Source organism: Actinopolymorpha sp. B11F2 (assembly GCF_040195635.1).
Taxonomy (GTDB): domain Bacteria; phylum Actinomycetota; class Actinomycetes; order Propionibacteriales; family Actinopolymorphaceae; genus Thermasporomyces.
Genome location: NZ_JBEFTX010000010.1, coordinates 127,780 through 151,843, shown reverse-complemented (window position 1 = coordinate 151,843; position 24,064 = coordinate 127,780). Strand labels below are relative to the sequence as shown.

23 protein-coding genes and 1 pseudogene are annotated in these 24,064 nt (G+C 69.7%); 10 read left to right on the top strand and 14 right to left on the bottom strand.

Annotated features, from left to right (window positions below):
• The first annotated feature begins 117 nt into the window (after positions 1 to 117).
• Positions 118 to 741: a hypothetical protein gene (locus ABN034_RS19255; protein WP_349692369.1), complete on the top strand. Its 624-nt coding sequence runs from the start codon at positions 118 to 120 to the stop codon at positions 739 to 741.
• Here ABN034_RS19255 and ABN034_RS19250 read toward each other — a convergent pair.
• Complete coding sequence (locus tag ABN034_RS19250) at positions 722 to 1,651, bottom strand: DUF5996 family protein (protein ID WP_349692368.1); 930 nt, start codon at positions 1,649 to 1,651, stop codon at positions 722 to 724. The genes ABN034_RS19255 and ABN034_RS19250 overlap by 20 nt on opposite strands.
• Before the next feature lie 410 nt (positions 1,652 to 2,061).
• On the opposite strand from ABN034_RS19250, the gene ABN034_RS19245 reads away from it, so the two are divergent.
• The 5 genes from ABN034_RS19245 (at position 2,062) to ABN034_RS19225 (ending at position 9,188) form a co-directional block, all read left to right on the top strand.
• Complete coding sequence (locus ABN034_RS19245) at positions 2,062 to 5,370, top strand: tetratricopeptide repeat protein (protein WP_349692367.1); 3,309 nt, start codon at positions 2,062 to 2,064, stop codon at positions 5,368 to 5,370.
• A 245-nt stretch (positions 5,371 to 5,615) separates the two neighbouring features.
• Complete coding sequence (locus tag ABN034_RS19240) at positions 5,616 to 6,179, top strand: hemerythrin domain-containing protein (protein WP_349692366.1); 564 nt, start codon at positions 5,616 to 5,618, stop codon at positions 6,177 to 6,179.
• A 170-nt stretch (positions 6,180 to 6,349) separates the two neighbouring features.
• Positions 6,350 to 7,054 (top strand): hypothetical protein, encoded by a 705-nt coding sequence (locus ABN034_RS19235; RefSeq protein ID WP_349692365.1) that lies wholly within the window; start codon positions 6,350 to 6,352, stop codon positions 7,052 to 7,054.
• 192 nt (positions 7,055 to 7,246) lie between these two features.
• Complete coding sequence (locus ABN034_RS19230) at positions 7,247 to 8,755, top strand: bifunctional aminoglycoside phosphotransferase/ATP-binding protein (RefSeq protein ID WP_349692364.1); 1,509 nt, start codon at positions 7,247 to 7,249, stop codon at positions 8,753 to 8,755.
• Positions 8,756 to 8,771: 16 nt separating this feature from the next.
• Positions 8,772 to 9,188 (top strand): archease, encoded by a 417-nt coding sequence (locus tag ABN034_RS19225; protein WP_349329527.1) that lies wholly within the window; start codon positions 8,772 to 8,774, stop codon positions 9,186 to 9,188.
• A gap of 25 nt (positions 9,189 to 9,213) precedes the next feature.
• Here the strand turns inward: ABN034_RS19225 and ABN034_RS19220 are convergent, their stop codons facing one another.
• From ABN034_RS19220 to ABN034_RS34470, 3 genes and pseudogenes are all read right to left on the bottom strand, one after another.
• Positions 9,214 to 9,621, bottom strand: a complete 408-nt coding sequence (locus ABN034_RS19220; protein WP_349692363.1) for a RidA family protein — start codon at positions 9,619 to 9,621, stop codon at positions 9,214 to 9,216.
• Positions 9,622 to 9,677: 56 nt separating this feature from the next.
• The gene (locus tag ABN034_RS19215; protein WP_349692362.1) at positions 9,678 to 9,959 is read right to left on the bottom strand and encodes a hypothetical protein; all 282 of its coding nucleotides are present in this window, start codon (positions 9,957 to 9,959) and stop codon (positions 9,678 to 9,680) included.
• A gap of 43 nt (positions 9,960 to 10,002) precedes the next feature.
• Positions 10,003 to 10,272, bottom strand: a pseudogene (locus ABN034_RS34470) (NAD(P)-binding domain-containing protein); the annotation flags it as partial.
• Positions 10,273 to 10,316: 44 nt separating this feature from the next.
• Between ABN034_RS34470 and ABN034_RS19210 the strand changes: the two are divergent.
• Positions 10,317 to 11,210 carry a LysR family transcriptional regulator gene (locus tag ABN034_RS19210; RefSeq protein ID WP_349692361.1) on the top strand — a complete coding sequence of 298 codons (894 nt, stop codon included), beginning with the start codon at positions 10,317 to 10,319 and terminating at the stop codon, positions 11,208 to 11,210.
• A gap of 108 nt (positions 11,211 to 11,318) precedes the next feature.
• Here the strand turns inward: ABN034_RS19210 and ABN034_RS19205 are convergent, their stop codons facing one another.
• The 3 genes from ABN034_RS19205 to ABN034_RS19195 all read right to left on the bottom strand — a co-directional run bounded on the left by ABN034_RS19205 (position 11,319) and on the right by ABN034_RS19195 (position 15,944).
• Positions 11,319 to 12,746: an RtcB family protein gene (locus ABN034_RS19205; RefSeq protein ID WP_349692360.1), complete on the bottom strand. Its 1,428-nt coding sequence runs from the start codon at positions 12,744 to 12,746 to the stop codon at positions 11,319 to 11,321.
• Positions 12,743 to 15,157, bottom strand: coding sequence for a phosphoenolpyruvate synthase (ppsA, locus tag ABN034_RS19200; protein ID WP_349692359.1), 2,415 nt, complete (start codon positions 15,155 to 15,157; stop codon positions 12,743 to 12,745). The genes ABN034_RS19205 and ppsA overlap by 4 nt, the downstream gene beginning before the upstream one ends.
• Before the next feature lie 91 nt (positions 15,158 to 15,248).
• Positions 15,249 to 15,944 carry a DUF2267 domain-containing protein gene (locus tag ABN034_RS19195; protein WP_349692358.1) on the bottom strand — a complete coding sequence of 232 codons (696 nt, stop codon included), beginning with the start codon at positions 15,942 to 15,944 and terminating at the stop codon, positions 15,249 to 15,251.
• Between the two features lie 205 nt (positions 15,945 to 16,149).
• On the opposite strand from ABN034_RS19195, the gene ABN034_RS19190 reads away from it, so the two are divergent.
• Positions 16,150 to 16,569 (top strand): Hsp20/alpha crystallin family protein, encoded by a 420-nt coding sequence (locus tag ABN034_RS19190; protein WP_349692357.1) that lies wholly within the window; start codon positions 16,150 to 16,152, stop codon positions 16,567 to 16,569.
• Positions 16,570 to 16,648: 79 nt separating this feature from the next.
• Positions 16,649 to 17,089, top strand: a complete 441-nt coding sequence (locus ABN034_RS19185; RefSeq protein WP_349329518.1) for a CBS domain-containing protein — start codon at positions 16,649 to 16,651, stop codon at positions 17,087 to 17,089.
• 62 nt (positions 17,090 to 17,151) lie between these two features.
• On the opposite strand, the gene ABN034_RS19180 is transcribed toward ABN034_RS19185, so the two are convergent.
• The 4 genes from ABN034_RS19180 to ABN034_RS19165 form a co-directional block, all read right to left on the bottom strand.
• A complete protein-coding gene (locus tag ABN034_RS19180) occupies positions 17,152 to 17,646 on the bottom strand; it encodes a universal stress protein (protein ID WP_349692356.1) in 495 nt (164 codons plus the stop codon).
• Complete coding sequence (locus ABN034_RS19175) at positions 17,639 to 18,565, bottom strand: CBS domain-containing protein (RefSeq protein WP_349692355.1); 927 nt, start codon at positions 18,563 to 18,565, stop codon at positions 17,639 to 17,641. Before ABN034_RS19175 ends, ABN034_RS19180 begins: the two co-directional genes overlap by 8 nt.
• Complete coding sequence (locus ABN034_RS19170; RefSeq protein ID WP_349692354.1) at positions 18,562 to 19,440, bottom strand: universal stress protein; 879 nt, start codon at positions 19,438 to 19,440, stop codon at positions 18,562 to 18,564. Before ABN034_RS19170 ends, ABN034_RS19175 begins: the two co-directional genes overlap by 4 nt.
• 92 nt (positions 19,441 to 19,532) lie before the next feature.
• Positions 19,533 to 20,144, bottom strand: a complete 612-nt coding sequence (locus ABN034_RS19165; RefSeq protein ID WP_349692353.1) for a CBS domain-containing protein — start codon at positions 20,142 to 20,144, stop codon at positions 19,533 to 19,535.
• Positions 20,145 to 20,257: 113 nt separating this feature from the next.
• Between ABN034_RS19165 and ABN034_RS19160 the strand changes: the two genes are divergently transcribed.
• A complete protein-coding gene (locus ABN034_RS19160; protein WP_349692352.1) occupies positions 20,258 to 20,692 on the top strand; it encodes a DUF2237 family protein in 435 nt (144 codons plus the stop codon).
• On the opposite strand, the gene ABN034_RS19155 is transcribed toward ABN034_RS19160, so the two are convergent.
• Genes ABN034_RS19155 through ABN034_RS19145 form a run of 3 tightly spaced genes read right to left on the bottom strand, consistent with a single transcriptional unit; the run spans position 20,681 to position 23,421 of the window.
• The gene (locus ABN034_RS19155) at positions 20,681 to 21,736 is read right to left on the bottom strand and encodes an ABC transporter ATP-binding protein (protein WP_349692351.1); all 1,056 of its coding nucleotides are present in this window, start codon (positions 21,734 to 21,736) and stop codon (positions 20,681 to 20,683) included. The genes ABN034_RS19160 and ABN034_RS19155 overlap by 12 nt on opposite strands.
• A complete protein-coding gene (locus tag ABN034_RS19150) occupies positions 21,687 to 22,604 on the bottom strand; it encodes an ABC-2 family transporter protein (RefSeq protein ID WP_349692350.1) in 918 nt (305 codons plus the stop codon). The genes ABN034_RS19155 and ABN034_RS19150 overlap by 50 nt, the downstream gene beginning before the upstream one ends.
• Positions 22,594 to 23,421 (bottom strand): ABC-2 family transporter protein, encoded by an 828-nt coding sequence (locus tag ABN034_RS19145; protein WP_349692349.1) that lies wholly within the window; start codon positions 23,419 to 23,421, stop codon positions 22,594 to 22,596. The genes ABN034_RS19150 and ABN034_RS19145 overlap by 11 nt, the downstream gene beginning before the upstream one ends.
• Positions 23,422 to 24,064: the final 643 nt, after the last annotated feature.

The following is a 24,064-nucleotide window of genomic DNA, read 5'->3' as shown; positions in this document are numbered from 1 at the left end:
TGTCCGCGGACATCCGACAGGTTCCCGCGTAAGTCACGGCGGGTGGGGTAGGCGCGAGGGCGGGGGTCTCTCGAGGACCTCGACACGGTCCGGCACGGCGAGGGAAGGGGACGGGGTATGGGTGGGCTGCTGCGGTCAGTTCTGCGGGGTGCCGCGGCGGGTGCGGCGGGTACGACCGCGCTCAACGCCGTCACCTATCTCGACATGGCCGCGCGCGGCAGGGCGGCGAGCCACACCCCGGAGGACACCGTGGAGATCCTGTCCATGAAGACGCATGTCCCGGTGCCCGGTCAGGGTGAACAACGGCACAACCGGGTCGCCGGGCTGGCCCCACTGACCGGTCTCGCCGCCGGTGTCGCGACGGGTGCGCTGCTCGGCGCGCTCCGCGGGCTCGGCTGGCGGCCCAGCCCGGTCGTGGGCGCGGTCGGTGCGATGGTCGTGGCGATGCTCGCCGGGAACGCCCCGATGGCCGCCCTCGGTGTCACCGACCCGCGAGGTTGGGCGGCCAGGGACTGGGCGGCGGACCTCATCCCGCACCTCGCCTACGGTGCGGTGACCTCGCAGGTGCTCGACGGCCTCGACCGCCCGACACAGGACCATCGGGGCGCGGCTCGGGTGCTCGACCTGCTGGACGGCAGGGTGCACCACCACCCGCTCACGCGGGATCTCGCTTCGCAGCGAACCCGCGTGCTGCGTTCAGTGGTGCGCTCGCTCCAATCGCTCAGGCGTAGGGGTCGGTGATCCCACCAGGGCACGTCAGCCGTTCGACGTCCCACCCGGCGAGCCGGGCGCCGGCCTGGTAGACCGTCTCGTAGAAGTCGAGGACGTTGCCCATCGGATTGTCAGCGGTGCGTACGTCGTCATAGCGCAGCACGGCGAGAGGACTCCCGCGCTGCTCCAGCCACTGCGCCGACGGCGGGCGGAGGGGTTGGTCGGCGAGGCCCTCGGGTGCCGGGGCGACGTAGGAATAGAACGCCGGCTCCGGAAACGCGTCGTCGCCGAACCAGAATCCCGCACTGATGACTTCGCGGGAGTACGCCTCACGGGTGACGGGATCGGTTTCCGGTGACTGTTCGACAACTCGGTCGGAGAATCTCGTCACGGCGATATCGAATGTGTGCCAGAAATGATGGACCGGGCTGATCTTGCCCGAGAATCCCGAAGAGAACTTCTCGAGGAGAAGATTGACCTGACTCAGCACCTGCCAATAGCGGTTGACCCAGACCGGGTCGTACGTCGCGTGCGCGGTGTCGGAGCTGAAGGGGTGTCCATCGCCTGGAATGTCGAAGGGGTGCGGATGGTCGATCGTGACCTTCACCCCGATCGCGTCCAACGCCTCGAACGTGCGGTCGTAGAAGGACGCGACCGAATGGCCGAGCAGGGAGAAAGCCGCTGACCCACCTTCGATCGACTGCGCAACCAGCCGGTGGTCGACGAAGTCGAAGTCGACGGTGAAGACCGGGTTACCGTCGACCAGACCCATGGGTCGGGTGGTGATGCCCCGGCCGGTGAGATGGTAGGGGACATTCCACCAGTGGTTGCGCCTTACGCCGGCTGCCAGGCGAACCTTGCCGACGATCTGAGCGAACCGGTGCAACGTCTCTTTGCTGTCTTTCCAGTCCGCTAACGGGATCGAAGGGAAGAGTTGCATATGAATCACCGTGCCCCGTGGTCGACGCCTGCTGTTTTCGATCCTTACACCCGCACGGCACTGGCGCCCACTCCGCGAATGTCAAGGGACCAGAGGTCCATTTGGTCGCCGCATTTCGATCCAGATCGTTCCGTGCGTTCGACGCAACTTCGACCCATGATTGTGTGCGGCGTAAATCTGTCCACCATTCCCGCCCGGCGTGGCCACGTTATGTGGACACTGGGGACTGAGATGTCTCCGGGCCGCCCGGCGTGATCGGCGATGTTTCCTTCGGGGTCAGGACTTCCGGAGGACGGCGATCGAGGTAGCTGGCACCCGGGGAATGTCACGACAAGGCCCGCGGAGCGGCCAACAGGACCTGCGGCCACCGCGGGTCGTTGATGGCCTCGTGCAGGCCCAGGGGGTGGATTGTGGCCGAGCGGCATGAAGATGACGCGCGGAAGCCGATCCTGACCGACCGGCGCAACTGGGTACGGTCGCTGGCGATGGCCGGCGTGGTCCTTGTCGGCCTGTCCGCGGTGACGGAGACGCTCACGCGGGGAGGTGCGCGCCCGCTGGTGGTCGTGCTGGGTGGCCTCGCGCTGCTGGCGCTCGCCGCCGCCGCCCTGGGGTGGATCTTCGGCGTGAGTGACACCTCCGCAGAGGCCGACGACCCCGACGACCTCTTCAACCCCACCCGGCCGCGCGCGGACCAGTCCGACGAGGACGACGATGCCGAAGCCGAAGACGACGCCGATGCGGACGAGCCCGTCGCCGACGACACCGAAGCGCGCGAACGAAGGACTCGCCTGCGCGAGTCGCGCACCGAACCCCGCGCACGAGGTGACGAACGCGGCCAACGAGCGCAGCGCCCTGCGGCTCGCCGCGACGAAACGGTGGACCAGGCACCCGCCCGGCCGCTCGCCGAAGGCACCCTCGACGGCGACGCGCGCCGCCTCTCCGAACTCCTGGACGCGGACCTCGGTCCGACACCGACCCGCTACACCTCACGCGGCCACGCGCCGTACGTACGACGCCCGGCCGCCGACGGTCGGCTGGCCTCGCTGCTGAACCCCGACCGTCCTCCGTACGCGTTCGTCGTCGTCGTCGGCCATGAGAAGGCGGGCAAGTCCCGCACCGTGGTGGAGGCGATCCGAAAGACGATGGGGACGAAGGACCCGATGGTGGTCATCCCGGAGAACGGCGAGGCCCTGGCCGAGCTGCTCCGCCCGGAGCCGCCGGTCGCGCCCGAGCGCCAGCCGTGGGTGTTGTGGCTGGACGACCTCACCGCCGCCGACCTCGCCCACCTGTCCGCGGACACGATCGACAAGGCCACCCGCAACGCCGTCCTGGTGGCCACGATGACGAAGGAACGCTGGGACCAGATCCACGCCGGACGCGGCGACGTCGCGGCAGTCGCCAGGGCGGCGCTGAGCAAGGCGACGAAGATCCCGTTGCAGTACCAGCTCACGCCCCCGGAGCGGGCCGAGGCCGCGCAGCTCTATCCGCAGGAGCGGATCACGACGAGCATCGGTGAGGCGCTCGTCGGCGGTGAGCAACTGGTCGAGCGGTTCCGTTCGGGCCGGGAGACCGACCCCGCCGGCTACGCGATCGTCCAGGCGGCGATCGACGCACGACGGGCCGGGCTGAAGCGGCCCGTCACCGAATCGGAACTGCGAGGGCTCTACCCGCTCTACCTCCGGCGGATCCGGATCGACCTCGACCCCACGTCAGCGTTGTTCGCGCAGGGCATGACATGGGCGACCGAGCCCATCGCCTCGGAGGTGTCGCTGTTGCGGGCCGCGGAGCAGCCGGGCAGTTCGTCGGCGCCGGGTGTCGAGGGCGCGGGCCAGGGCGGTGGTGCCGGCCGACCCGCCGCGGGCCGGCAGTCGATGCCGGGCCGGTCAGGACGTACGCCGGCGGCAGCGGGACCCGCGGGCGGTCGTGCGGCACCTGCGCAACCGGCACGTACGGCATCCTCCCGAGCCCAGAGGAACGGCCTGGTCGGCTTCGAGGTGCTCGACTACCTGGTCGCGGTCGAGGAGGGCGCCAACGGGCACGAGGGCAGGCCGGTCTTCGACCCGATGTGGCAGGAACTCCTCGCGGCCGTCCCCACCGACGACGCGTTCGACATCGGCATCAACGCCAGCCTGCGGGGGAACCTCCAGGCGGCCGAACCGGCGTTCCGGAAGGTCCTTGACTCCGGCCATGCCGACCTCGCTCCGCGGGCGGCCAACGACCTCGGGTTGCTCCTGCGGGAGCAGGGCGACCTGTCTGGAGCGCGGTCGGCGTTCCAGCGGGCCGTGGACTCCGGTCACGCCGACGTGGTGCCGCGGGCGGCGAACAACCTGGGTTCGCTGATGCGGGACCAGGGCGACATGACGGGAGCGAAGGTCGCCTTCCAGCGGGCCGTGGACTCCGGCCACGCCGACGTGATGCCGCGAGCGGCGAACAACCTGGGCTCGTTGTTGCGCGACCAGGGTGACGTGATGGGCGCGCGGTCGGCGTTCGAGAAGGCGATCGACGCCGGCTCGGCCGACACCGCCGCCGTCGCCGCGGTCAACCTGGGTTCACTCCTGCGGGAGCAGGGCGACGCGGCGGGTGCGCGCTCGGCGTTCCAGCGGGCAGTCGACTCGGGTCAACTGGACGTGGTGCCGGTGGCGGCGGTCAACCTCGGTGTCCTGCTGAAGGACCAGGGGGACGTGTCGGGTGCGCGGTCGGCGTTCCAGCGGGCAGTCGACTCCGGGCATCCGGACGTGGTGCCGGTGGCGGCGGTCAACCTCGGTGTCCTCATGCGCGACCAGGGCGACGCGGCGGGTGCGCGGTCGGCGTTCCAGCGGGCCGTCGACTCGGAGCGCACCGACGTGGTCCCCGTTGCCGCCTTGAACCTCGGAGTCCTCCTCGCAGAGCAAGGCGACGTCGCCGGCGCCGAGATGGCGTACGAACTCGCCGTCAACTCCGGTCACGCCGACGTCGTACCGATGGCCGCGTTCTACCGCGGTTCACTGTTGAAGGAGCACGGCGACGCCGACGGTGCCCGGGCGGCGTACGAGGTGGCCGCCGACTCCGGTCACGCCGACGTCGCTCCGATGGCGGCGAACAACCTCGGTGCGCTGCTCGCCGCGCAGGACGACCTGACGGGTGCGCGAGCGGCCTACCAGCGCGCGGTCGACTCCGGTCACGCCGACGTCGCTCCGATGGCGGCGAACAACCTTGGCGCGCTGCTCGCCCAGCACGGGGACCTGGCCGCGGCGCAGGCGGCCTACCAGGTGGCCGCCGGATCGGGGCACACGAGTGCCGCGCCTGTCGCGGCCGTCAACCTGGGCATGTTGCTGGAGGAACAGGGCGACGCCGTGGGAGCCAGGGAGGCATACCAGCGGGCCGTGGACTCCGGCCACACCGATGTCGTGCAGTCGGCGGCGGTCAACCTCGGCGTCCTGCTCCGCGACCAGGGTGACCTGGCGGGAGCGCGCTCGGCGTTCCACCTGGCGATCGAATCGGGTTATGTCGACCTCGCCCCGGTGGCGGCCGGCAGCCGGCGGGTCCTGCTCACCGAGCAGGGTGGCACCGTCAGTGCGCAGGCCGCGTACCAGCTCGCCGTCGACGTCGGGCACTCGCAGATCGCGGGCATCGACGGGGAAAGGCCAGGCAGCGTGACGCGCTCACGCGCCCGTGTCCCTGAGCAGTCCGGCAACGGCTCACGCACCGGCGCCGGCTCGCGGCGCGCCCGACGTGACTGATCCAGTGGTGGTCCAGGCGCCCCCGGCGGGGCAGGCCGAATAGCACCCGACGGACTTCCGGGCGGCAGGCAAGGCGCGGCCATTGGTCCCGAACGATTCGTCCGACTCCGTGGAGAGACTGGAGGCGGCGGTCGGTCGTCCCGGTCGTCGAAAGGCGCCGACGCGATGATCATCGTCGGTGTCTCCTGCGCGTCTACGGATTTGTGCCGAGGAATCTCACTCAGTGGACCAAGGAGGTGAGAGACATGACCGAGCCGATCAAGGACGATGTCGTGGACCTGCTCACCCGGCAACACAACGAGATCAGGAGCCTGTTCATCAAGGTCACCCAGGCGGGAGGCAAGGAGAAGCGCGAGTTTTTCGCAGATCTCGTCTGGCTGCTTGCTGTGCATGAGGCTACCGAGGGAGAGGTCGTCCACCCGATGGCGCGCAAGGAGATCGACGATGGGGACGAGGTGATCGAGCACCGGCTGGAGGAGGAGCAGGACGCCAAGGAGGCGCTCGCCGAGCTGCACGACCTCGGCGTCGACCATCCTGAGTTCAGAACCAAGCTCCTGGCGCTGGCCGAGGCGATCGCCGCACACGCGACGTACGAAGAGGACGAGGAGTTCCGCTTCCTCCGTGAGCGGGTGCCACCCGGCCTGCTGCAGGAGATGGCCGGGGCCGTTGAGGCCGCCCAGGCGAGGGTGCCGAACAGGGAGCGGGTTGAGGCCGACAAGTCGACCGACGCCACGCCGGCCGACGCACCGCTCGCGATCTTCGAGCACGTCCACGACGCCGTCCGCGAGTGGCGGCTCCGCGACCGATGACGACGTGGCCGGCGGATCCCCACCAAGGGGGTTGAGGTCCTACTCAGTACCGCCCGGCCCGGGATCGACAGGACCTTGGGCACCCGACGGCCGTGGTCGTTCGCCCCTGCTGTCGGACATGAGGACGGCGTGTGCTGGCTGTCGAGAGATCCGCCTGAGAGGAGACGGTCATGAACGAGCGCATGTGGGAACGCATCGGAGCAGGCAGCGGGCTGTTGTCCGCGGCCCTGCTGGCGGCAGCGGTGCTGGTACTGCCGTCGACGGGTGGGGTCGGCTCGACCGCGGCGATCATCCGGTACTTCGCCGACTACAGCGTCCAGGTGCGGGTGTCGCTGCTGCTGGTCCTGCTGGCCATGGTCGTGTTCCTGTGGTTCGTCGGACACCTGCGGCACGTCCTGCAACGGGCAGAAGGTGGCGCGGAAGCGTTCTCGCCCGTGGTGCTTGGTGCTGGTGTCGCGCTGTCCGCCGTGGGACTGCTGAGTGTGGTGCCGGGCGGAGCGCTCGCCTATCTGGCGCAGGGGCCGCAGAGCATGATGGCCGGCGACGTTGCCCGCTCGCTGATCGGCGCACGCATGTTCTCCGGCGCGGCGCTGGAGTTGCTGATCGCGCTGTTCACTGGAGCCGCGGGACTCGCCATGGTGCGCCGGGAGCTGGCGGGGAGGTGGCTCGGCTGGTTCGGCCTTGCCGTCGCCGTGATCGGGCTGATTGCCGGCGTGGCAACCGCCATGACGATCACCGTTTCGACCTTCGCCGCGGTGATGAGCTTGCTCACCTTTGCGACTTTCGTTCTGTGGCTCGCTACGGCGTCCGTGGTCATGGTCGTCCGTCCCGAGGTCGAACGCACGCCGGCCGAGCGCTCCGTCTTCGCCCACTGAGGAAACCGGATCAGCGGAGTCGGCAGGGCACGATTCGGCGCGGAAAGGCCGACTGAACCGGTCCCGGCGTGGAAAGGAACTCGGTGTGAAGGCTCTCGTTGCGGTGACTGCGTTGGCCATCGGCGCTGGAGTAACCGGTGCCGTCATCGTTCGACGGCGGCGCCGCAGAAACCTGCAGCCGTCCCAGGTCGGATGAGGTCCCGAGGACGTCCCGGAAACGCCCGCGCAGCTGGATCGTACGGCGGTCTGTCGGGTGAGCGACACGACACGGCGGCGTCGATCGCCGAGAGCCACTCCGCTGTGGTCGCGTTCATCGGGGATCGTGCGTACAAGGTCAAGAAGCCGGTGAACCTCGGCTTCCTCGACTACACCACCGTCGCCGCGCGGGAGGTGGCGTGTCGCCGGGAGCTGAATCTCAACCGGCGGCTGGCGCCCGATGTCTACCTCGACCTCTGGGAGGTCCAGGACAGTAGGGGGAGGACCCGCGACTGGGTCGTCGTGATGCGCCGCATGCCCGCGGATCGACGGCTCTCCACGCTGGTCCGGCAGGGAGAGGACGTGGAAACCGACCTCCGGACGTTGGCGCGGCTGCTCGCGGCGTTCCACGCCGGCGCCGAGACCGGACCGGCGGTGGCTGCCGCCGGTCTGCCAGGCGCACTACGAAAGCGTTGGAGCGCCAACCTCAACGAGAGCGCTCCCTTCGCGGGGAGCGTCCTCGACAAGGAGCAGTTCGACGAGATCGGCGCCCTTGCGCTCTCCTACGTCGACGGGCGGGCGCACCTGCTCGACGAACGGGCGAGTGCCGGGTACGTCGTCGACGGTCACGGCGACCTGCTGGCCGATGACATCTTCTGTCTTCCCGACGGGCCGCGTGTGCTCGACTGCCTGGAGTTCGATGACGCGCTTCGCAACGTCGACGGCATCGACGACGCCGCCTTCCTGGCAATGGATCTCGAACGGCTGGGTGCCGCGGACCTCGCGCAGCGGTTCCTCGGGTGGTACGGCGAGTTCTCCGGAACGGTGGCGCCGCCTTCGCTGGTGCACCACTACATCGCGTACCGCGCGTTCGTCCGTGCCAAGGTCGCCTGCCTGCGGTATCGGCAGGGTGTGCCGGAGGAACGGGCGAACGCGCGACAGTTGGCCGGCATGGCGTGGCAGCATCTGCGGACTGCGCGGGTCCGGCTCGTGCTGGTCGGCGGTCTGCCGGGCACCGGCAAGTCGACCGTGGCCGCCGGTCTCGCCGACCAGCTGGGGGCGACGTTGCTGCGGAGCGACGAGATCCGCCGGGAAGTACCCGGAGCCGCCGCGCTCGACCCGCACGCGGGTTACGGCCGCGGGTTGTACGAACGTAAACACGTGCACGCCACCTATCGGCAGCTGCTGGCCCGTGCCCGGACGCTGGTCGAGCACGGCGAAACCGTCATCGTCGACGCCACCTGGAGCGACCCGGACGAACGCCGGGCGGCGCGGACGCTCGGGCGGGAAACGTCCACCACGCTCGTGGAGCTGCGATGTGTGGCCCCCGCCGAGGTCACCAGGCCGCGCATCGCTTCGCGGGTCGGTGACGCGTCGGACGCGACGACCGAGATCGCCGGGCAACTGGAGCAGAACTTCGCGGACTGGCCCGAATCCCTCCCGATCGACACCGCGCGGTCCGCCGACGACGCGGTGGCGGCGGCATGGGGAATCCTGAAGGAGTAGGTCGTCGGGAGGTGTCATGCAGTCCGGCCATCGCAGTGTCCCGCACACGGCCGACAGCCGGTTCGAGGCGTGGGCGCCGACGCGGGAGCTGTGCGTGGCCGAGGCCGTCACCGCGATGGTCGAGACGTTCGCCGACACCACGTCGGCGAGCCCGACCGACGTCGCCACCTTCGAGGTCGCCGAGGACGGCGACGAAGACCTCCTCGTCGAAGTGCTCAGTGAAGTCATCTACCTCATGGAGACCGCCGACGTCCTTCCCCTTCGGGCCACCGTCGAGCCAGCGGAAGAGGAGGGCTACGACGTGCGGTTCGCGGTCACCGGACTCGACCAGACCGAACTGGTCGGCGCCGTGCCGAAGGCGGTTTCCCTGCACGGGCTGCGATTCGACGAGAACGCCGACGGCTGGACGTGCGCCGTCACCCTCGACGTCTGAGCCGATCCGGTGAGGTGGCCGGTTCCTACTTCGTCGTGACCGCGGCGGTGACCTCGACCTCCAGGACCGCTTCGGGACGGAAGAGCCGGCTCACCTCGACCGTCGTACTGGCTGGTGGTGGCGTGCCCGGAAAGAGCCGGCGGCGTACGGAACCGTAGGCGGGAAGGTCGTCCATGTCCGTCATGTACGTACGGATGTGCAGGACGTCGGCGAACGTCGCGCCGTGCGCGGCGAGGATCTCGCGGATGAGTTCGAAGATGCGTTCGGCCTGGGCAACGGGGTCGCCTGGCGCGACCACTTCGCCGGCGTCGTCGACGGCGACCTGCCCGGCCAGCATGAGCAACGCGCCGCCGTCGATGTCCAGCCGGGCGACATGGGCATAGGGGCCGACGGGTTCGGCGACGGTGGCGGGATTGTCGAGAGTGACCTGCACGATGGGCTCCTTCAGTCGTTCTTACGCGCGCGGAGAGTCGGCCAGCTGAACCGCGTTCAGACGATGCTGGCGAGGTCGGCACTCCGGTCCCGTGCGTCATGGAGCGCCCGCGCGGTGGCGCGGGCGACCGGTGCGGGTGCGTTCCCGAGCTCGGCCAGGGCGAGACCCATGTCCCTCTCGGCGAGGCTGACCGGGAACACCGCACCCTTGGAGACGGCCCGTGGAACGGCGCCGACCAGCGGGCCCGCCTTGATCAGTTCCAGTGCGGCATCGCGGTCCACACCCACGGCGGATGCCACCGCCAGCGTGTCGGCGAGCGCGGCGAGTCCGGTGAGCAAGGCGGTGTTGACGACGGTGCGGCCCCGTCAGGTCCGAACAGCACGCATCGACGGCAGCCGCGTCGGCCAGCATGGTCAGAACGAAGGCGACATCCCTCACCGCATCGGCCGGTGACGTGGCAAGCCGGGCACCGTCCTCGGTGAGAGGAGCGGCGCGTTCCGGGGTGCGGTTCCAGACGGTGACGGCATGGCCAGCACCGAGCAGGCGACGCGCGATCTGTGCCCCCATGTGCCCGGTGCCGAGTACTGCGATGGTTGCCACGCCTTCCACAGTAGGCACGCCGTTCCCATGCGACCACCGAATGTCCTGCATGGCTGCCATCGCGATGCCGCATGGCTTGGCCTAGCATGAACGCCATGCAGATCGAGTCCCTCGAGGTGCTGCGTACCGTCGCCCGCCACGGTTCGATCACCTCCGCCGCCAGGGAACTGCGCTTCACCCAGTCCGCGGTCTCCCGGCAGATAGCCGTGCTCGAGCAGGAGCTCGGTGCCCAGGTCTTCGACCGGCTGCCGCGTGGCGTCGCACTCACCGAGGAGGGGCAGTGCCTGCTCACTCACGCCGAGGCCGTCCTGGACCGGCTCGACGCCGCTCGGCGTGACCTGGAAGCGCTGCGTGGGTTGGGTTCCGGCCGGATCAGGGTCGGAGCGTTTCCCACCGCGGTCGCGGCACTCGTCCCGCGGGCGCTGGGTGCGTTCCGCGAGACCCATCCGAAGGTGTCACTGGCGCTCCTGGAAGGTCGGACACCCGACCTGCTCGAACGACTGAGCGCCGGCGACGCGGACATCGCGGTGGTCAGCGCGGCACCCGACAAGCCACTCGACACAGGACGGTACGACCTGAACCACCTGCTGGACGAGCACCTCCTGGTGGCCGTGGGTCTTACGCATCCGTTGGCGCATCGTCGGGTCGTACGCCTTGCGGAGTTGGCCGATGACTCCTTCATCCCCGGTTCGGCCACCGACGAGGACACCTTGCTGCGCGCGAGCCTGCCACCGGACTTCCACCCGCGTACCGGCATCGTCGCCGCCGACTGGACCGGCAAGCTGGGATGCGTTGCCGCCGGCCTTGGCGTCGCGCTCATCCCCGCGCTCGCCCGCCGGGCGGTTCCCGCCGACATCGCGCTGCTCCGGCTGAAGAGTGCCGACTCATCCGTACGCCGGGTGTTCGCCGCGACCGTCGCCGGCCGGGCGAAGTCGGCCGCGGTCACCGAGTTCCTCACTTACCTTCGGCATGCCGCGGGCGAGGTCTGACCGCGAAGGGGTCCCTTGGCGAACGCGGCCGTACGTGTGTGCATGGCTGACTGGATGAGCGTGCCCCTCCCGTAACGCCGGGTTGGATGAGGGCGCCCCCGCGGGCGGTCACCCCTTGACGACGCCGATGGGGAGCAGGCGGGCGACCGCACGGGCGAGACCCGCGCCGGTCGCGGCCTCGATCACCGCGTCGATGTCCTTGTACGCCTCGGGTGTCTCCTCGGCGAGGCCGCGCCACGACGCCCCGCGCACCGCGATGCCCTGCGCCTCCAGGCGGCGCCGCAACTCCTCGCCGCGGATTCCCCTGGCGGCCTGGTGCCGGCTCAGCATCCGCCCCGCGCCGTGACACGTCGACGCGAACGCCGGCCCGGCCTCGACACCGGTCAGGACGTAGGACGCCGTCCCCATCGATCCCGGAATCAACACCGGTTGCCCGGCGCCGCTGACGTCCCGCAGGTCCGCCGGGAGGTCGGGATGCCCCGGCGGCAGCGCCCTCGTCGCCCCCTTGCGGTGCACGCACAGCCGGCGCGGTTCCCCCGCCACGTCGTGCGTCTCGATCTTCGCCAGGTTGTGCGAGATGTCGTAGACGAGATCGAGGCCGCAGCCGGTGATCCGGTCGAAGACCCGACGGGTCGCCTCACCCAGCAGTTGTCGGTTCGCCCTTGCGTAGTTGGCCGCCGCCGCCATCGCACCGAGGTACACCTGGCCTTCGGGCGACTCCACCGGTACGCATGCCAGTTGCCGGTCCGGCACCCGGATGCCGTAGCCCGGCATGGCCTTCTCCATCGTGCGTACGTGGTCGGAACAGATCTGGTGCCCGAGCCCACGGGATCCGCAGTGGATCATCACGCAGACCTGGCCGGTACGAAGTCCGTAGGCCGTGGCGACCGGCTCGTCGAGCACCGCGTCGACGACCTGCACCTCGAGGAAGTGGTTACCCGAGCCGAGGCTGCCCACCTGGTGCAAGCCGCGATTGACAGCGCGTTCGCTCACCTGGGCAGGGTCCGCGTCATCCACCGCACCGCGGTCCTCGCAGCGGTCGAGGTCGCGGACGACGCCATGGCCCTGCTCGACGGCATACCGGGAACCACCCCGCATGACCTTCTCCAGCTGGTCCTTGCCGCCAAGCTTCCACACCGCTCCGCTGCCCATGCCGCGCGGAGTCGCATGCCCGAGACCGTCCATCACCGCGTCAAGGTGAGGTTGCAGCTCGGCGCGGTCGAGGTCGGCGGCATAGAGGCGTACGCCGCAGGAGATGTCGAAACCGACGCCACCCGGCGACACCACGCCACCTCGGTCGATGTCCGTGGCGGCCACTCCGCCGATCGGAAATCCGTAACCCCAGTGCATGTCCGGCATGGCGTACGACGCCTCGACGATGCCTGGCAGCGTTGCCACATTGGCGACCTGCTGGAGCGCCTGGTCACCGCCGGCCTCTGGCAACAGCGCGCGGGACGCGTACACGATGCCCGGCACCCGCATGTCGTCGACGGGATCGATCCGGAACCGGAACGCCGTCTCCTCGACAAGCTTCATCGTCGTCGTTCTCCCTCGCTCTCCTCCGCCGCCGCCACATTCTGTTTGACCGCGAGGAAACTGTCGGGGGTGACGGAGATGGAATCGATGCCCGCGCGGACCAGGATCCGGGCGAACTCGGGGTCGTCACTGGGCCGCTGCCCGCACAGGCCGACCTTGCACTCCTGCCCAACCATCCGAGTACGCCGGTGCGCCACGGTGACGAGGTGCTGGATGCTGCGTACCACGGCGGGATTGCGTTCGTCGAAAAGTCCAGCCAGTTCGGCGGAATCCCGGTCGACACCGAGGGTGAGCTGGGTGAGGTCGTTGCTGCCGATCGAGAATCCGTCGAAGCGTTCGGCGAACTCCTCGGCGAGGATGATGTTGGACGGGATCTCCGCCATCACATAGACCCGCAGGCCATTGCGTCCGCGACGCAGGCCGTACTCCCTCATGGTCTTCAGCACGTGGTCGGCCTCGTCCGTCGTACGACAGAACGGGATCATGGCGACGACGTTGGTGAGCCCGATCTGGTCGCGCACCCTGGCGATGGCCCGGCACTCCAGTGCGAACCCTGCCTGATATCCCTCGCTGTAGTAGCGGCTCGCACCCCGCCAGCCCAGCATGGGGTTCTCCTCGGCGGGCTCGAACCGTTGCCCACCGATGAGCCTTGCGTACTCGTTGGTCTTGAAGTCACTCATCCGGACGATCACCGGATCGGGCCAGCGGGACGCGGCGATGTGCGCGACGCCGGCCGAGAGGCGATCGACGAAGTACTCCGTCCTGTCGCGATAGCCTCGCGTCAGCTGGAGGATGCGGTCCCTGGACTTCTCGTCCACCTTGTCCGGGTGGACCAGTGCCATGGGGTGCACCTTGACGTGGTTGTTGACGATGAACTCCATCCGGGCAAGGCCCACGCCGTCGGCGGGAAGGCGCCACCAACGCAGTGCCGCCGCCGGGTTGGCGAGGTTGAGCATCACCTTGGTGCGCGTCGCCGGGATGGTGGCGAGGTCGAGGTCACGCGCCTCGTACGCACAGATCCCCGCATAGACGTAGCCCTGCTCGCCTTCCGCGCACGACACCGTGACGTCCCGGCCGTCGGGCAGCGTCCCGGTCGCGTCGCCCGCCCCCACGATCGCGGGGACGCCGAGCTCGCGGCTGACGATCGCGGCGTGCGACGTACGCCCGCCGTGGTCGGTGACGATCGCGGCCGCCCGCTTCATGATGGGCTCCCAGTCCGGGTCGGTGAGGCCGGTGACCAGGACGGATCCGTCGACGAACCGGTCGATCTCCGCCGGGCTCGCGAGGTTGCAGACGCGGCCGGCAGCGATGGCGTCCCCGACCGCCAGGCCGGTGACCAGGCGTTCGGCGGTGCCGGTGAGGGTGTACGACCGCAGCAGTGCGGCCTCGCGACGGGCCTGGACCGTCTCGGGCCTGGCCTGGACGAGGAACAGCTCGCCGGTACGGCCGTCCTTGGCCCACTCCATGTCCATGGGTCCGCCGTAGTGACTCTCGACCGCGGCGGCCCACCGGGCCAGGGTGAGGATCTCGTCGTCGTCGAGGACGAGACCGGACCGCTCCGTCTCACTGGTGTCGACGGACCGGGTGTGTACCGCCTGCCCGTCGTCGGCGTAGACGATCTTGCTCTCCTTGCCGCCACACGTCCTGGACAGGATCGGACGGAGATCGGGCCGGTCGAGGAGCGGGGTGAACACCACGTACTCGTCCGGGTCCACCTGGCCGGCGACGACCGCCTCGCCGAGTCCCCACGAGGCGTTGATCAGCACGACCCTGGGGAACCCGGTCTCGGTGTCGAGGGAGAACATCACCCCCGCTCCCGCCAGATCCGAACGGACCATCGCCTGTACGCCGATCGACAGCGCCACGCTCAGGTGGTCGAAGCCGAAGTCCTCCCGATAGTGGATCGCCCGATCGGTGAACAGCGAGGCGAAGCACCGCCGGCAGGCGGCGAGCAGGTCCCGCTCGCCGCTCACGTGGAGGAAACTCTCCTGCTGCCCGGCGAAGCTGGCCTCGGGGATGTCCTCGGCGGTGGCGCTGCTGCGCACGGCGACATCGGGGTCGGCGTGGCCGAGGTGTTCGGACAGCCGGCGGTAGGCGTCCCGGACGGCGTCGGTGAGATCCGCCGGAAGGTCGGTTTCGACGAACAACTCGCGGATGGCAGCACCGACCGTAGCGAGGTCCGCGCCCGCGTGGAGAAGGTCGAGTTGCGCCGCCACCTGGTCGCGGAGACCCGTGGTGTCCACGAACTCCCAGTACGCCTGTGCGGTGGTCGCGAACCCCTCCGGTACCCGGACGCCGGCACCTGAGAGGTGACGCGTCAACTCGCCGAGTGAGGCGTTCTTCCCGCCCACGACGGCGAGGTCGCCGCGATCCACCTCGGCGAACCACGCGACGTGCCGATCGACGGACATGACCTGTCACCACCTTCCGCTGCGCGGATCCCGGCACACCACGAGCCCCACCACCCCTGGCGTGCCCGCCAGGGGGAGCGACCGGAGCGCGTCATTCGGGCGTTCGCGCCGACGGCAGGAGCTGGTGTGCCCGGCGGGCGGCCTTCGCAGCGCTTTCGCCGGGTGGTTCGGGTGGCGGGACGTGTTCGAGGCCGCTGGCAAGCGCACTGACGGCATCGGTGAGTGCCCGCACGTCGCGTTCCAACCGCTCCAACCGCTCCAACCCGTCCTGCCGGTCGTCGGTCTGGCCGGCCGTCCGGACGTGCTCGGACCCGGTCTCGTCGCCAGCAGCGGATGCCTCCCCGCCACGTGCAGGTCTGACGCCAGGTGCAGGTCTGAACAGTGTCGCGAGCTGATCCGGCATCTGGGCGAACGCCGTCTCGAGGAGGCCCGGCGAGAACATCTCACCCAGGCCGGAGGAGACGGTGGACGCCACGTCGGGTACCTCCGCGGTCGAGATCCTGGCCTCCTGCGCGAACCGGGCGGTGCACTCGCCGGCGGCGATCCTGATCGGGACTCTGCTCGGGGCCCATCCGTCGTAGAAGACGCCACGCAGCACCTCGGGGAGCTGGGCGGCCAGGTGCGCCGCGCCCTCCACGGGAAGCCGGTCGCGCACCGTGTGCAGCCAGGCCCGGACGACCCGAAATGTGAAGTCCAGGTCTTGGGTGCCGAGATGTCGGCCGATGGTCGCCAGCCATTCATGGGCCGTGCGTTCCGCGTGTTCCAAGGCATGTGGCCGCAACGTCATCGCCCCCTGGAGATCCCCTGGTGTACGTACCGTCTCGTTTCAGCCGTCTCGTTTCAGCATCTGCAGGCGGTCCGCCCGGATCCAGGGCCGAACGACCCGAGCGAACGTCTCACGTCCGGCACTACACAACTGCCACGCGAGTCGGTTCGCTGTGAGAGACCACGAGTACCGAGTCCACCAGGGGGCGATGACTGTGACAAGCATCATGCGGCGCGAACCCGGCCGCTTCGGAGATCTGTTCGACTGGTTCGGGGAGGAACTTCTTCCGACACCCCTGCTCGGCCCGTTGGCGGGGCGACACCTGGTCAGGGTGGAGGAATACCTCGAGGCCGGAAAATATGTTCTCCGCGTCGAATTGCCTGGAATAGACCCGGACAAGGATGTCGAGATCACGGTCTCGGGCGGAATGCTCACCGTGCAGGCGGAACGGCGCGAGGAAAAGAAGGAGGCGCACCGGTCGGAATTCAGGTACGGCTCCTTCCGGCGCAGCGTGACACTGCCCGCCGGCGCCGACGAGGACGACGTTCAGGCCTCGTACGCCAACGGCATTCTCGAAGTCAGGGTCGGGGTGAAGGAGCCCGAGCGGGCCGAGGTGCGACGCATTCCGATCGCCCGGCAGGGCTGAGGCGACTGGCCGCCCGATACCGCTGAACACCTCGACCACCTGTCCTGCGGGACGATCCACCACGCACGAAGGAGTCACGATGACCACCGCACGCGACATCATGCACGCCGGCGTCACCTGCGTCGGCGAGAACGAAACCCTGCAGCACGCCGCCCAGACGATGCGCGACCAGGACATCGGCGCACTGCCGATCTGCGGCGACGACGATCGGCTGCACGGGATCATCACCGATCGCGACATCGTGGTGAAATGCCTCGCGGCCGGCGGCGATCCGGCAACCATGACCGCCGGCGAGCTGGCACAGGGCACGCCGTACACGGTTGACGTGAGCGCCGACGTCGACCAGGTGCTGCAGACGATGGAGGAGCACCGGATCCATCGGGTTCCCGTCCTCGAGGAGCACCGCGTCGTCGGCATGATCGCAGAGGCCGACCTCGCCCGGCACCTGCCGGAGCAGCGGGTCGGTGAGTTCGTCGAACTGGTCTGCGCAGAGATGACCGGGCCCAGCCGAGCGAGCTGACGCCCCGTCCAGATCGCGGCGGCGACTGGGCTGCCTCTACTCGGCGGCCGGTGCCGCCGCCCTCACCCCGCGTCCGCGGCGGCTCTCCCCGTGACCTCGTCCACGCTCTCGACGGCATCAGGTGGGATCACGAAGACAGGACACTTCGCGTGACGTACGCAGTAGGCGCTGACGGAGCCGAGGAGGGCCGTGAGGACCGCGCCGCGGCCGTGGCTGCCGACGACCAGTGCGGACGCCCCAGCGGACAGGGCGCACAGTGCGCGGCCAGGCTCGCCGTGGATGACGGAGGTGCGGACCGCCACGCCATGGCTCTGCGGGTCGGCCTGCCGCAGCGCCTCCGCGATCATGTCGTGGTGTTGTTCGGCCACCAGGTCGACTTCCTCGCGTGGTGTCGGGACGGTGAGGAAGGGAGAAGCGGGAACGACACCGCAGACCGCCACCGCGTGCACGGTGGCGCCGGCGCCGCCCGCGAACTGGACGGCCCAGGCAACCGCCAACCGGGCGGCGGGGGAGCCGTCGACTCCTACGACGACCGTGGCGCCGTGCTCCTCAACCATCGTGACCAGGCCTTTCCTGAGGGGACCGCTCCGGTGCCGACATCGCACGTCGGTCGGTCTGCGTGGCGTCGGCCTGGGTAGCGTCGGTCTGCTCGGCCAGCAAGGTGACGAGGTCGTCGGAGGTCAGGATCCCGACGATCTTCTCCTGCTCGGTCACGAGGACCGCGTCGCCGGTGCTGTAGGCGATCTCGACGGCTGCCTGCCGGACCGGTTGGTTCGCCGCGACCCGCGGGGGTGGTTTCCGGGCGACCGCAGCAGCCGAAGGGGGCCCGTCGAGGACCGGCCAGCCGGCCAGGTGCCACACGACGTCGGTTTCGTACAACAGCCCCACGCACTGTCCGCTCTCCATCACCGGTGCGTGGTGGACGCCCGCACCCACCATCAGCTGCAGGGCGGCGTCGGCGCCCGACGCGGCGTCGATGCCGAGGACGTGCGGCCTCATCACGTCACCGACCAGCCGGTCGCCGACGCTGCCGTAGGCGGTCGACCGCGCCGCGGCGGCGGGCGGGACACCTGGTTCGGGAACGCTGGTGGGGAGGATGGCGACCGCACAGGCGGCGTGTCGCATGCACCGGGCCATCGTCGACGTGTGCAGCGGGTCGCGGCCATGGGTCCGGCCGAGTACCAGGAAGGCCGCCCGGCGTGACCGTTCCAGGAGGACGTCGGCCGGCTCGCCGGGCACCACCCACTGCGACACGCGCTCTCGCAGCCTGCGCCGGGTCGGAGGGAGCGCCACGTCCACCGCGGCCGCCAGGAGTACTGCCGGATCAGGCATCCCCTCACCCTGGTCCCGGATGGGCGTTGCCAGGACGGCCTCCACCTGCAGGTCGCGGCGCTCGGCTTCGGTCGCGGCCCACCGGAGTGCGCCGACGCTGGCCGCCGAACCGTCCACGCCGACGATGATCGGTTTGTGGTTCACTGTGCCTCTCCCTGTCTGTGCGCCACGACGATGACGGGGCACCTGGCGTGGTGCAGCAGCGCCTGGCTGGTGGAACCCAGCAGCATCCCGGTGAAGCCACCACGGCCGCGGGTGCCCACGACGACCAGGCTCGCCCGGTCGGAGAGGTCGACGAGCACGCCGGCGGGGTGGCCCGTGGCCACGCGTTCCTCGACGGGTAGGTCGGGGTACTCACGGCGCCAGCCGGTGAGAGCCCGGTCCGTCAGCGTGAGATCGGCGGGTGTCCTGGCGAGCATCCTGCGCAGTCGCGCCGCCGGTCCGTGGCGGCCGACATGCACGACCATGAGCCGGCCGCCCCGCAGGGCTGCCTCCTTCGTACCGACCTCGACCGCGGTGGCGGACTGCGGCGATCCGTCCACGCCGACGACCACCAACCCCTCGGCGCGGTCCGGCGACGGCGTACCCCGCACGACCACCACGGGGGCGTGTGACTTGGCGACGAGTTCGACGGTGGGTGAACCGGCGACCGCGTCCGCGAGAGCGCCGACGCCGGACGTGCCGACGACGACGTACGCGGCGTGCCGACTTGCCGTCAGCAGCAGCGGCAACGCCATTTCCGTCACCACCTCCGTGCTGATGTCGAGGGCCGGTGCCACCGACCGGGCGACCTTCTCGGCCTCGGCGAGAACAAGTTCGGCATGGGCATGCATGGCCGCCTCCTGTCCCTCCTGCCACAGGACGGTCGGAACGTTCAGCATCGGCCACGCGAAGGCGTGCACGATCCGTAGGGTCACATGGCGGAGGGCGGCTTCCCTGGCGGCCCAGGTGACGGCGTCCAGCGCCGCCTCGGACCCGTCCGCGCCCACCACGACGGGTCTCGAGTCAACCGTCACCATCGGTGGTCCCCTCGTCAGAGTCCGCGCGTGTGACAAACGCGGCGTTCCGGCACGACTCGTTGCTCACCGCAGAGCCGACCTTCCGTGGGTTCCTACCCCAGGAGGACTTTGTGGATGTCTCGGATCGAGACCATTCCGACTACTGAGTCCTGTACCCGCAGGGGGATATGACGTACGTCGGCGTCACGCATGAGCTCGGCCACCCGCCGGATGGTGTCGGTCGGGCTCCCCCAGACGACGCTGATGCCGATCACGTCGGCGGCCCACACCTCGTCCGGGTCCCCGCCCGCGGCGAGGGCGCGCACGACGTCGCGCTCGGAGATGACACCGAGCGGTGTCCGTCCGCTCATCACCACGAGGGCGCCGACCTCGGCGTCCGCCAGCGTCACCGCGGTGGTCCGCAGCGAGTCGTGTTCGTCCACGGTGGCCACCGGGGAGCTCATGATCTGTTCCACCGGGTCGCTCGGACCTGGGGCGGCGGGAGCCGCCTCCGGCTCGGGGAGCGGCCGCTCACGGGAGGTCTGCGCCGGGATGATGTGGGTGTCGGAACCGGGGTAGAGCAGGGACTCGTGCCCGTCGTCCCACCCCACCAGGAAGTGCTCGGCCTCCGCCCCGCTCAGGACCTCCCGCACGGTTCCGAGCCGCGGCGGCCGGTCCAGCGTGCCGGTCCGGACCTCGATACGATCGCCTACCACTGCGTGCATGATCGACCTCCCCTCCTCAGGGTGTTGCCCCACCTTCACTGTCGGGTGCCCTCCGAAGGCAGCCGTAGGGCCGAAGGTCCTTCGGGCCGGCCGGACGTGCAAGGCTAGGTGCCGTGACAAGCGACCGGAATGTGCACGAGGGCGATCCGACCGCCGGCAGGGGCGAGCGGAATGTGCTCGGCGAGGCGCTGGAACCGTGCGGCACCGATCCGGTGACCGGGTTCTACCGGGACGGGACCTGCCGTACCGGACCGGACGATCTCGGCAGCCACACGGTGTGTGCCGTGATGACGGCGGAGTTCCTGAGCCATCAGCGCGCGGTCGGCAACGACCTGACAACGCCGCGGCCGGCTTTCGCCTTTCCCGGGCTCGTCCCCGGTGACCGATGGTGCGTGGTGGCGGCCCGCTGGCTGCAGGCGTACGAGGATGGCGTCGCCGCGCCCGTGGTCCTTGCCGCCACGCACGAGCGGGCCACTGACATCGTGCCGCTGGACATCCTCCGGGAGCACGCGGTCGACGTACCGGCCGATCCGAGCTCACTCACCTGAACCTGTGGCCGGCGCCGGCGTCGACTGGCCGAGCCAACCCTCGTAGATGTCGGCGACCACCTCGTCGATGGACTCGCGGTGGGTCTCGACGTCGAGAAGGGGTACGCGTTCTCCTGCCTGGGCGAGCATCTGGGCGATCGGGACCTGCGCGGCGTCGAACGCGTACTCGTGCCGGCCGCCCTCGCTGCCTACCAGTGACGCACCGTCGAGCGCCGGGGCGCCAACCCCGTCCGGCGTCTGCAGCACCAACCGTCGGCGGTCGCCCAACGTCGCGCGCAACTCGGTGAACGCACCGTCGAACGTGACCGAGCCCTGGTGCAGCATGACGACGCGGGAGGCGAGCTGTTCCAGGTCCGGCATGTCGTGGCTCGTTACCAGAACCGTCAGATCCCTACTGGCGTTGAGGTCGACGATGCTCGCCAGCATCCGGCGCTTGGCCAGGACGTCGAGACCGAGGGTCGGCTCGTCCAGCAGCAGCAGTGCAGGTTCGTGCAGCAGGGCGAGTCCGAGGTCGGCGCGCATGCGCTGCCCGAGGCTCAGCTCGCGCGCCAACGTCTGAAAGAACGGCTCGAGGCCCAGCAGGTCCTTCACATAGCCGAGCATCCGGTCATAACGCTCGCGCGGGATGTCCCAGACGACCCGCTTCCACTCGAAGGCGGCCGCCACCGGGTGGTCCCACCACAGATCCGTGCGCTGGCCGAAGACCACCCCGATCTTGCGTACGTAGGGCACCCGCTGGCGGACCGGGTCCATGCCGAAGACCCGGACCGTGCCGGCGTCGGGGGAGAGGAGCCCGGAGAGAAGCTTGATGGTGGTGCTCTTGCCGGCGCCGTTGGCACCTGCGTACGCCACGATCTCCCCACGGTGGATCGAGAGGTCGATGCCGTCGAGCGCGGTGATGATCTCGGTACGGGGCCGGAGCAGGTTGGTCAGGGCGTCGCGCAGGCGTTCGGAGCGTTGGCGTTGCTCGTAGCGCTTGTGGACGCCGGTCAGCTCAACGACGGTGTCCGAACGGGGAGTAGCGCTTCGAACCGACACGGCCATAGTGACGGAGTCCTTTCCGGAAGACGAGAACGGCGACGGCGAAGAACACCGGCGCAGCCACGAGAGTGACGAGCGCGCCGGGAAACAGCGGCGCGACCCCGGTGATCGCCCGCGCCGGTACCCAGGCGACGAAGCCCACCGGCATGGCGGTGAGCAGGCCGCCAAGGAGCACCCGCGGCACGTTGTCGAGCGGCAACGTGCCGAGCGAGCCCACCATGGCGTCGGTGGACATGGTGATCTCCTCCGCCGACCTGGGTGCCCAGAAAGCCAGGCTTCCCCAGCCCAGCTGCACCGAGAGAACGATCACCGCCGACGCCAGGAGGTTTCCGGCGAGCAGCAGCAGCCACAGCGGCGTGACGACGACCGCCAGCTGGGTGGACGACCACGCCAGCAGGGCGCCGGCGACCACGAGCACGATCGGCTGGGAGTACGGCATGAAGCCCTCGGTGAGGATCAACCGCCACAACGGCTGCGGCTGCACGAGCATGTGGTCGAGCTGCCCGCGTCCGATCCGCCGGCTGATCATCTTGACGTTGTAGCCGAACAACGTGTCCAGTACGCCGCCCACGACCATCGCGTACCCCAGCATGAAGATGATCTGTGCCTTCGACCAGTGGCCGATGCCGTGGAAGCGTTCGGCGAGCAGCAGCGTCGTCATGATGCCCGCCAGCCGGGCGACCAGGTCGGACACCAGCCACATGAGCGCGTCGCGGGTACTTCGGGACAGCCACAGCAGGTCCATCCGGGCGAAGAGTCCCCACAACCGCAGGAGCTGGCGTACCGCGTAGAGGACGCCCGAGCGGCTGGTTCCGGGGCTCTGGTCGCCGCCTCGCGGATCGGCGTTCCGAGGTGGAATCTCAACCGCCATAGCCGACCAGCCTCTCCCGGTTCCGCCACCAGACCCGTCCCGCCACCAGCCACAGCACCAGGACCCATCCGGCCTGGACAGGCATCAGCAGCAGCGGGTCGCCGGTGCCGGTGTAGATCCGCAACGGCGCCGACACCATCGACGCGAACGGCAACCAGTCGAAGACCTTCCCCCACCCCCACGGAAGGATCGCGAGCGGAAGAACGGCGCCGGCGAGAAGGCCGAAGAGCGCCGTCCGCAGCATGCCGACGAGCCAGGTGTTCAGTCCGTACGCCACCGTCACCGCGCCGAGGATCACGTCCATCGCGAGCGCGATCGCGACGGACAACACCAGACTGGGAACGAACGCCACCCCGCCGAGCCACGATGCCGGCGCCGGATCCACGCCGAGCAGCGGCGACAACGCCAGGATGGGGAGCGTGACGGCGCAGATCCCGAAGAGCCAGCTGCCGAGGAGCTGCGCGACGAGCTGCCCGACGAGACTCATCGGGTGGAGCAGCCGGCTCGCGATCGTGCCCTCCCACAGCCAGAAGTCCAGGGCGGACTTCGCCTGCAGCTGCTGGGCGAACATCTCGGCGACCAGCGTGTAGGTCAGCAGGGCAGGCAGGGTGAAGCCACCCACGACCTCGCCAGGGTCGACCAGGGTCCGCCAGATCGCCAGCAGGACGAGCACCCGTGAGATCCGCAGGCCGGCGTCGGCGAACATCAGCCAGCTGTCACCGACCGCCTCTGTGGCGTACATCCCGATCGTTCTGGTGTACGCACGGACCACACGGAGCCGGTTGGCGTCCGTCACAGTGCTCGCGGTGGCGCTCATCGCGGCGAGGAAGGTCGGAGCCGAGGCGGCGGAGCTACCACAGGCCGCCAAGCGCGTCGGTGCCGGAAGGTTGAGGGTGGATCGTCGGAGCGCACCGGAGAAGCGTGCACCACCCGCGCTCCGCGCAGCGACCCATTTCCCACGCAACCCATTTCCCACGCAACCCATTTCCCACGCAACCCGCTGCCCTCGCCGCCCGCATCCCGTGATCATGATCGTGATCATGAAGGATTCAGGTACGCCGAGCCCCGTTTCGCTACTTGGTCCGGATCCGCTTCATGATCACCGGCGGCAGGTCGACGTGGTGCGGGAACGGTGGGCCGGGCGGGCGGGTGTCCGCCGCGCGACCTCCTGCGTCCTGGTAGCAGACACCGCAGGAGGCGGCGACCGGCGAGTGAGATCGAGCGGACGATCCGTGCGGCCTGCACCTCGCGCAGCCGGCGGTCGGCTTCGGACATCGACTCGATGGTGACGACGAAGTACGCCTACGTCGGGTCGAGCACGGTTCCTCCTTGTTGTGAAGGGCTTCCGGCGTACGCCGGCTGCCGGAGGGCTGCCGGAACGCGGCTGTCGCGGTGGGCGGCCGCGCCACGTCGGGCGCTTTGGCAACGACCCTGACACGGCAGGCATTCGCGGTAATCGG

What these genes read in the sequence shown, in the direction of transcription:
- ABN034_RS19255 (WP_349692369.1), top strand. Translation starts at nt 118, where the DNA reads ATGGGTGGGCTGCTGCGGTCAGTTCTGCGGGGTGCCGCGGCGGGTGCG.
- ABN034_RS19250 (WP_349692368.1), bottom strand. Translation starts at nt 1,651, where the DNA reads ATGCAACTCTTCCCTTCGATCCCGTTAGCGGACTGGAAAGACAGCAAA.
- ABN034_RS19240 (WP_349692366.1), top strand. Translation starts at nt 5,616, where the DNA reads ATGACCGAGCCGATCAAGGACGATGTCGTGGACCTGCTCACCCGGCAA.
- ABN034_RS19235 (WP_349692365.1), top strand. Translation starts at nt 6,350, where the DNA reads ATGAACGAGCGCATGTGGGAACGCATCGGAGCAGGCAGCGGGCTGTTG.
- ABN034_RS19230 (WP_349692364.1), top strand. Translation starts at nt 7,247, where the DNA reads ATGAGGTCCCGAGGACGTCCCGGAAACGCCCGCGCAGCTGGATCGTAC.
- ABN034_RS19225 (WP_349329527.1), top strand. Translation starts at nt 8,772, where the DNA reads ATGCAGTCCGGCCATCGCAGTGTCCCGCACACGGCCGACAGCCGGTTC.
- ABN034_RS19210 (WP_349692361.1), top strand. Translation starts at nt 10,317, where the DNA reads ATGCAGATCGAGTCCCTCGAGGTGCTGCGTACCGTCGCCCGCCACGGT.
- ABN034_RS19205 (WP_349692360.1), bottom strand. Translation starts at nt 12,746, where the DNA reads ATGAAGCTTGTCGAGGAGACGGCGTTCCGGTTCCGGATCGATCCCGTC.
- ppsA (WP_349692359.1), bottom strand. Translation starts at nt 15,157, where the DNA reads ATGTCCGTCGATCGGCACGTCGCGTGGTTCGCCGAGGTGGATCGCGGC.
- ABN034_RS19195 (WP_349692358.1), bottom strand. Translation starts at nt 15,944, where the DNA reads ATGACGTTGCGGCCACATGCCTTGGAACACGCGGAACGCACGGCCCAT.
- ABN034_RS19190 (WP_349692357.1), top strand. Translation starts at nt 16,150, where the DNA reads ATGCGGCGCGAACCCGGCCGCTTCGGAGATCTGTTCGACTGGTTCGGG.
- ABN034_RS19185 (WP_349329518.1), top strand. Translation starts at nt 16,649, where the DNA reads ATGACCACCGCACGCGACATCATGCACGCCGGCGTCACCTGCGTCGGC.
- ABN034_RS19180 (WP_349692356.1), bottom strand. Translation starts at nt 17,646, where the DNA reads ATGGTTGAGGAGCACGGCGCCACGGTCGTCGTAGGAGTCGACGGCTCC.
- ABN034_RS19170 (WP_349692354.1), bottom strand. Translation starts at nt 19,440, where the DNA reads ATGGTGACGGTTGACTCGAGACCCGTCGTGGTGGGCGCGGACGGGTCC.
- ABN034_RS19165 (WP_349692353.1), bottom strand. Translation starts at nt 20,144, where the DNA reads ATGCACGCAGTGGTAGGCGATCGTATCGAGGTCCGGACCGGCACGCTG.
- ABN034_RS19155 (WP_349692351.1), bottom strand. Translation starts at nt 21,736, where the DNA reads ATGGCCGTGTCGGTTCGAAGCGCTACTCCCCGTTCGGACACCGTCGTT.
- ABN034_RS19150 (WP_349692350.1), bottom strand. Translation starts at nt 22,604, where the DNA reads ATGGCGGTTGAGATTCCACCTCGGAACGCCGATCCGCGAGGCGGCGAC.
- ABN034_RS19145 (WP_349692349.1), bottom strand. Translation starts at nt 23,421, where the DNA reads ATGAGCGCCACCGCGAGCACTGTGACGGACGCCAACCGGCTCCGTGTG.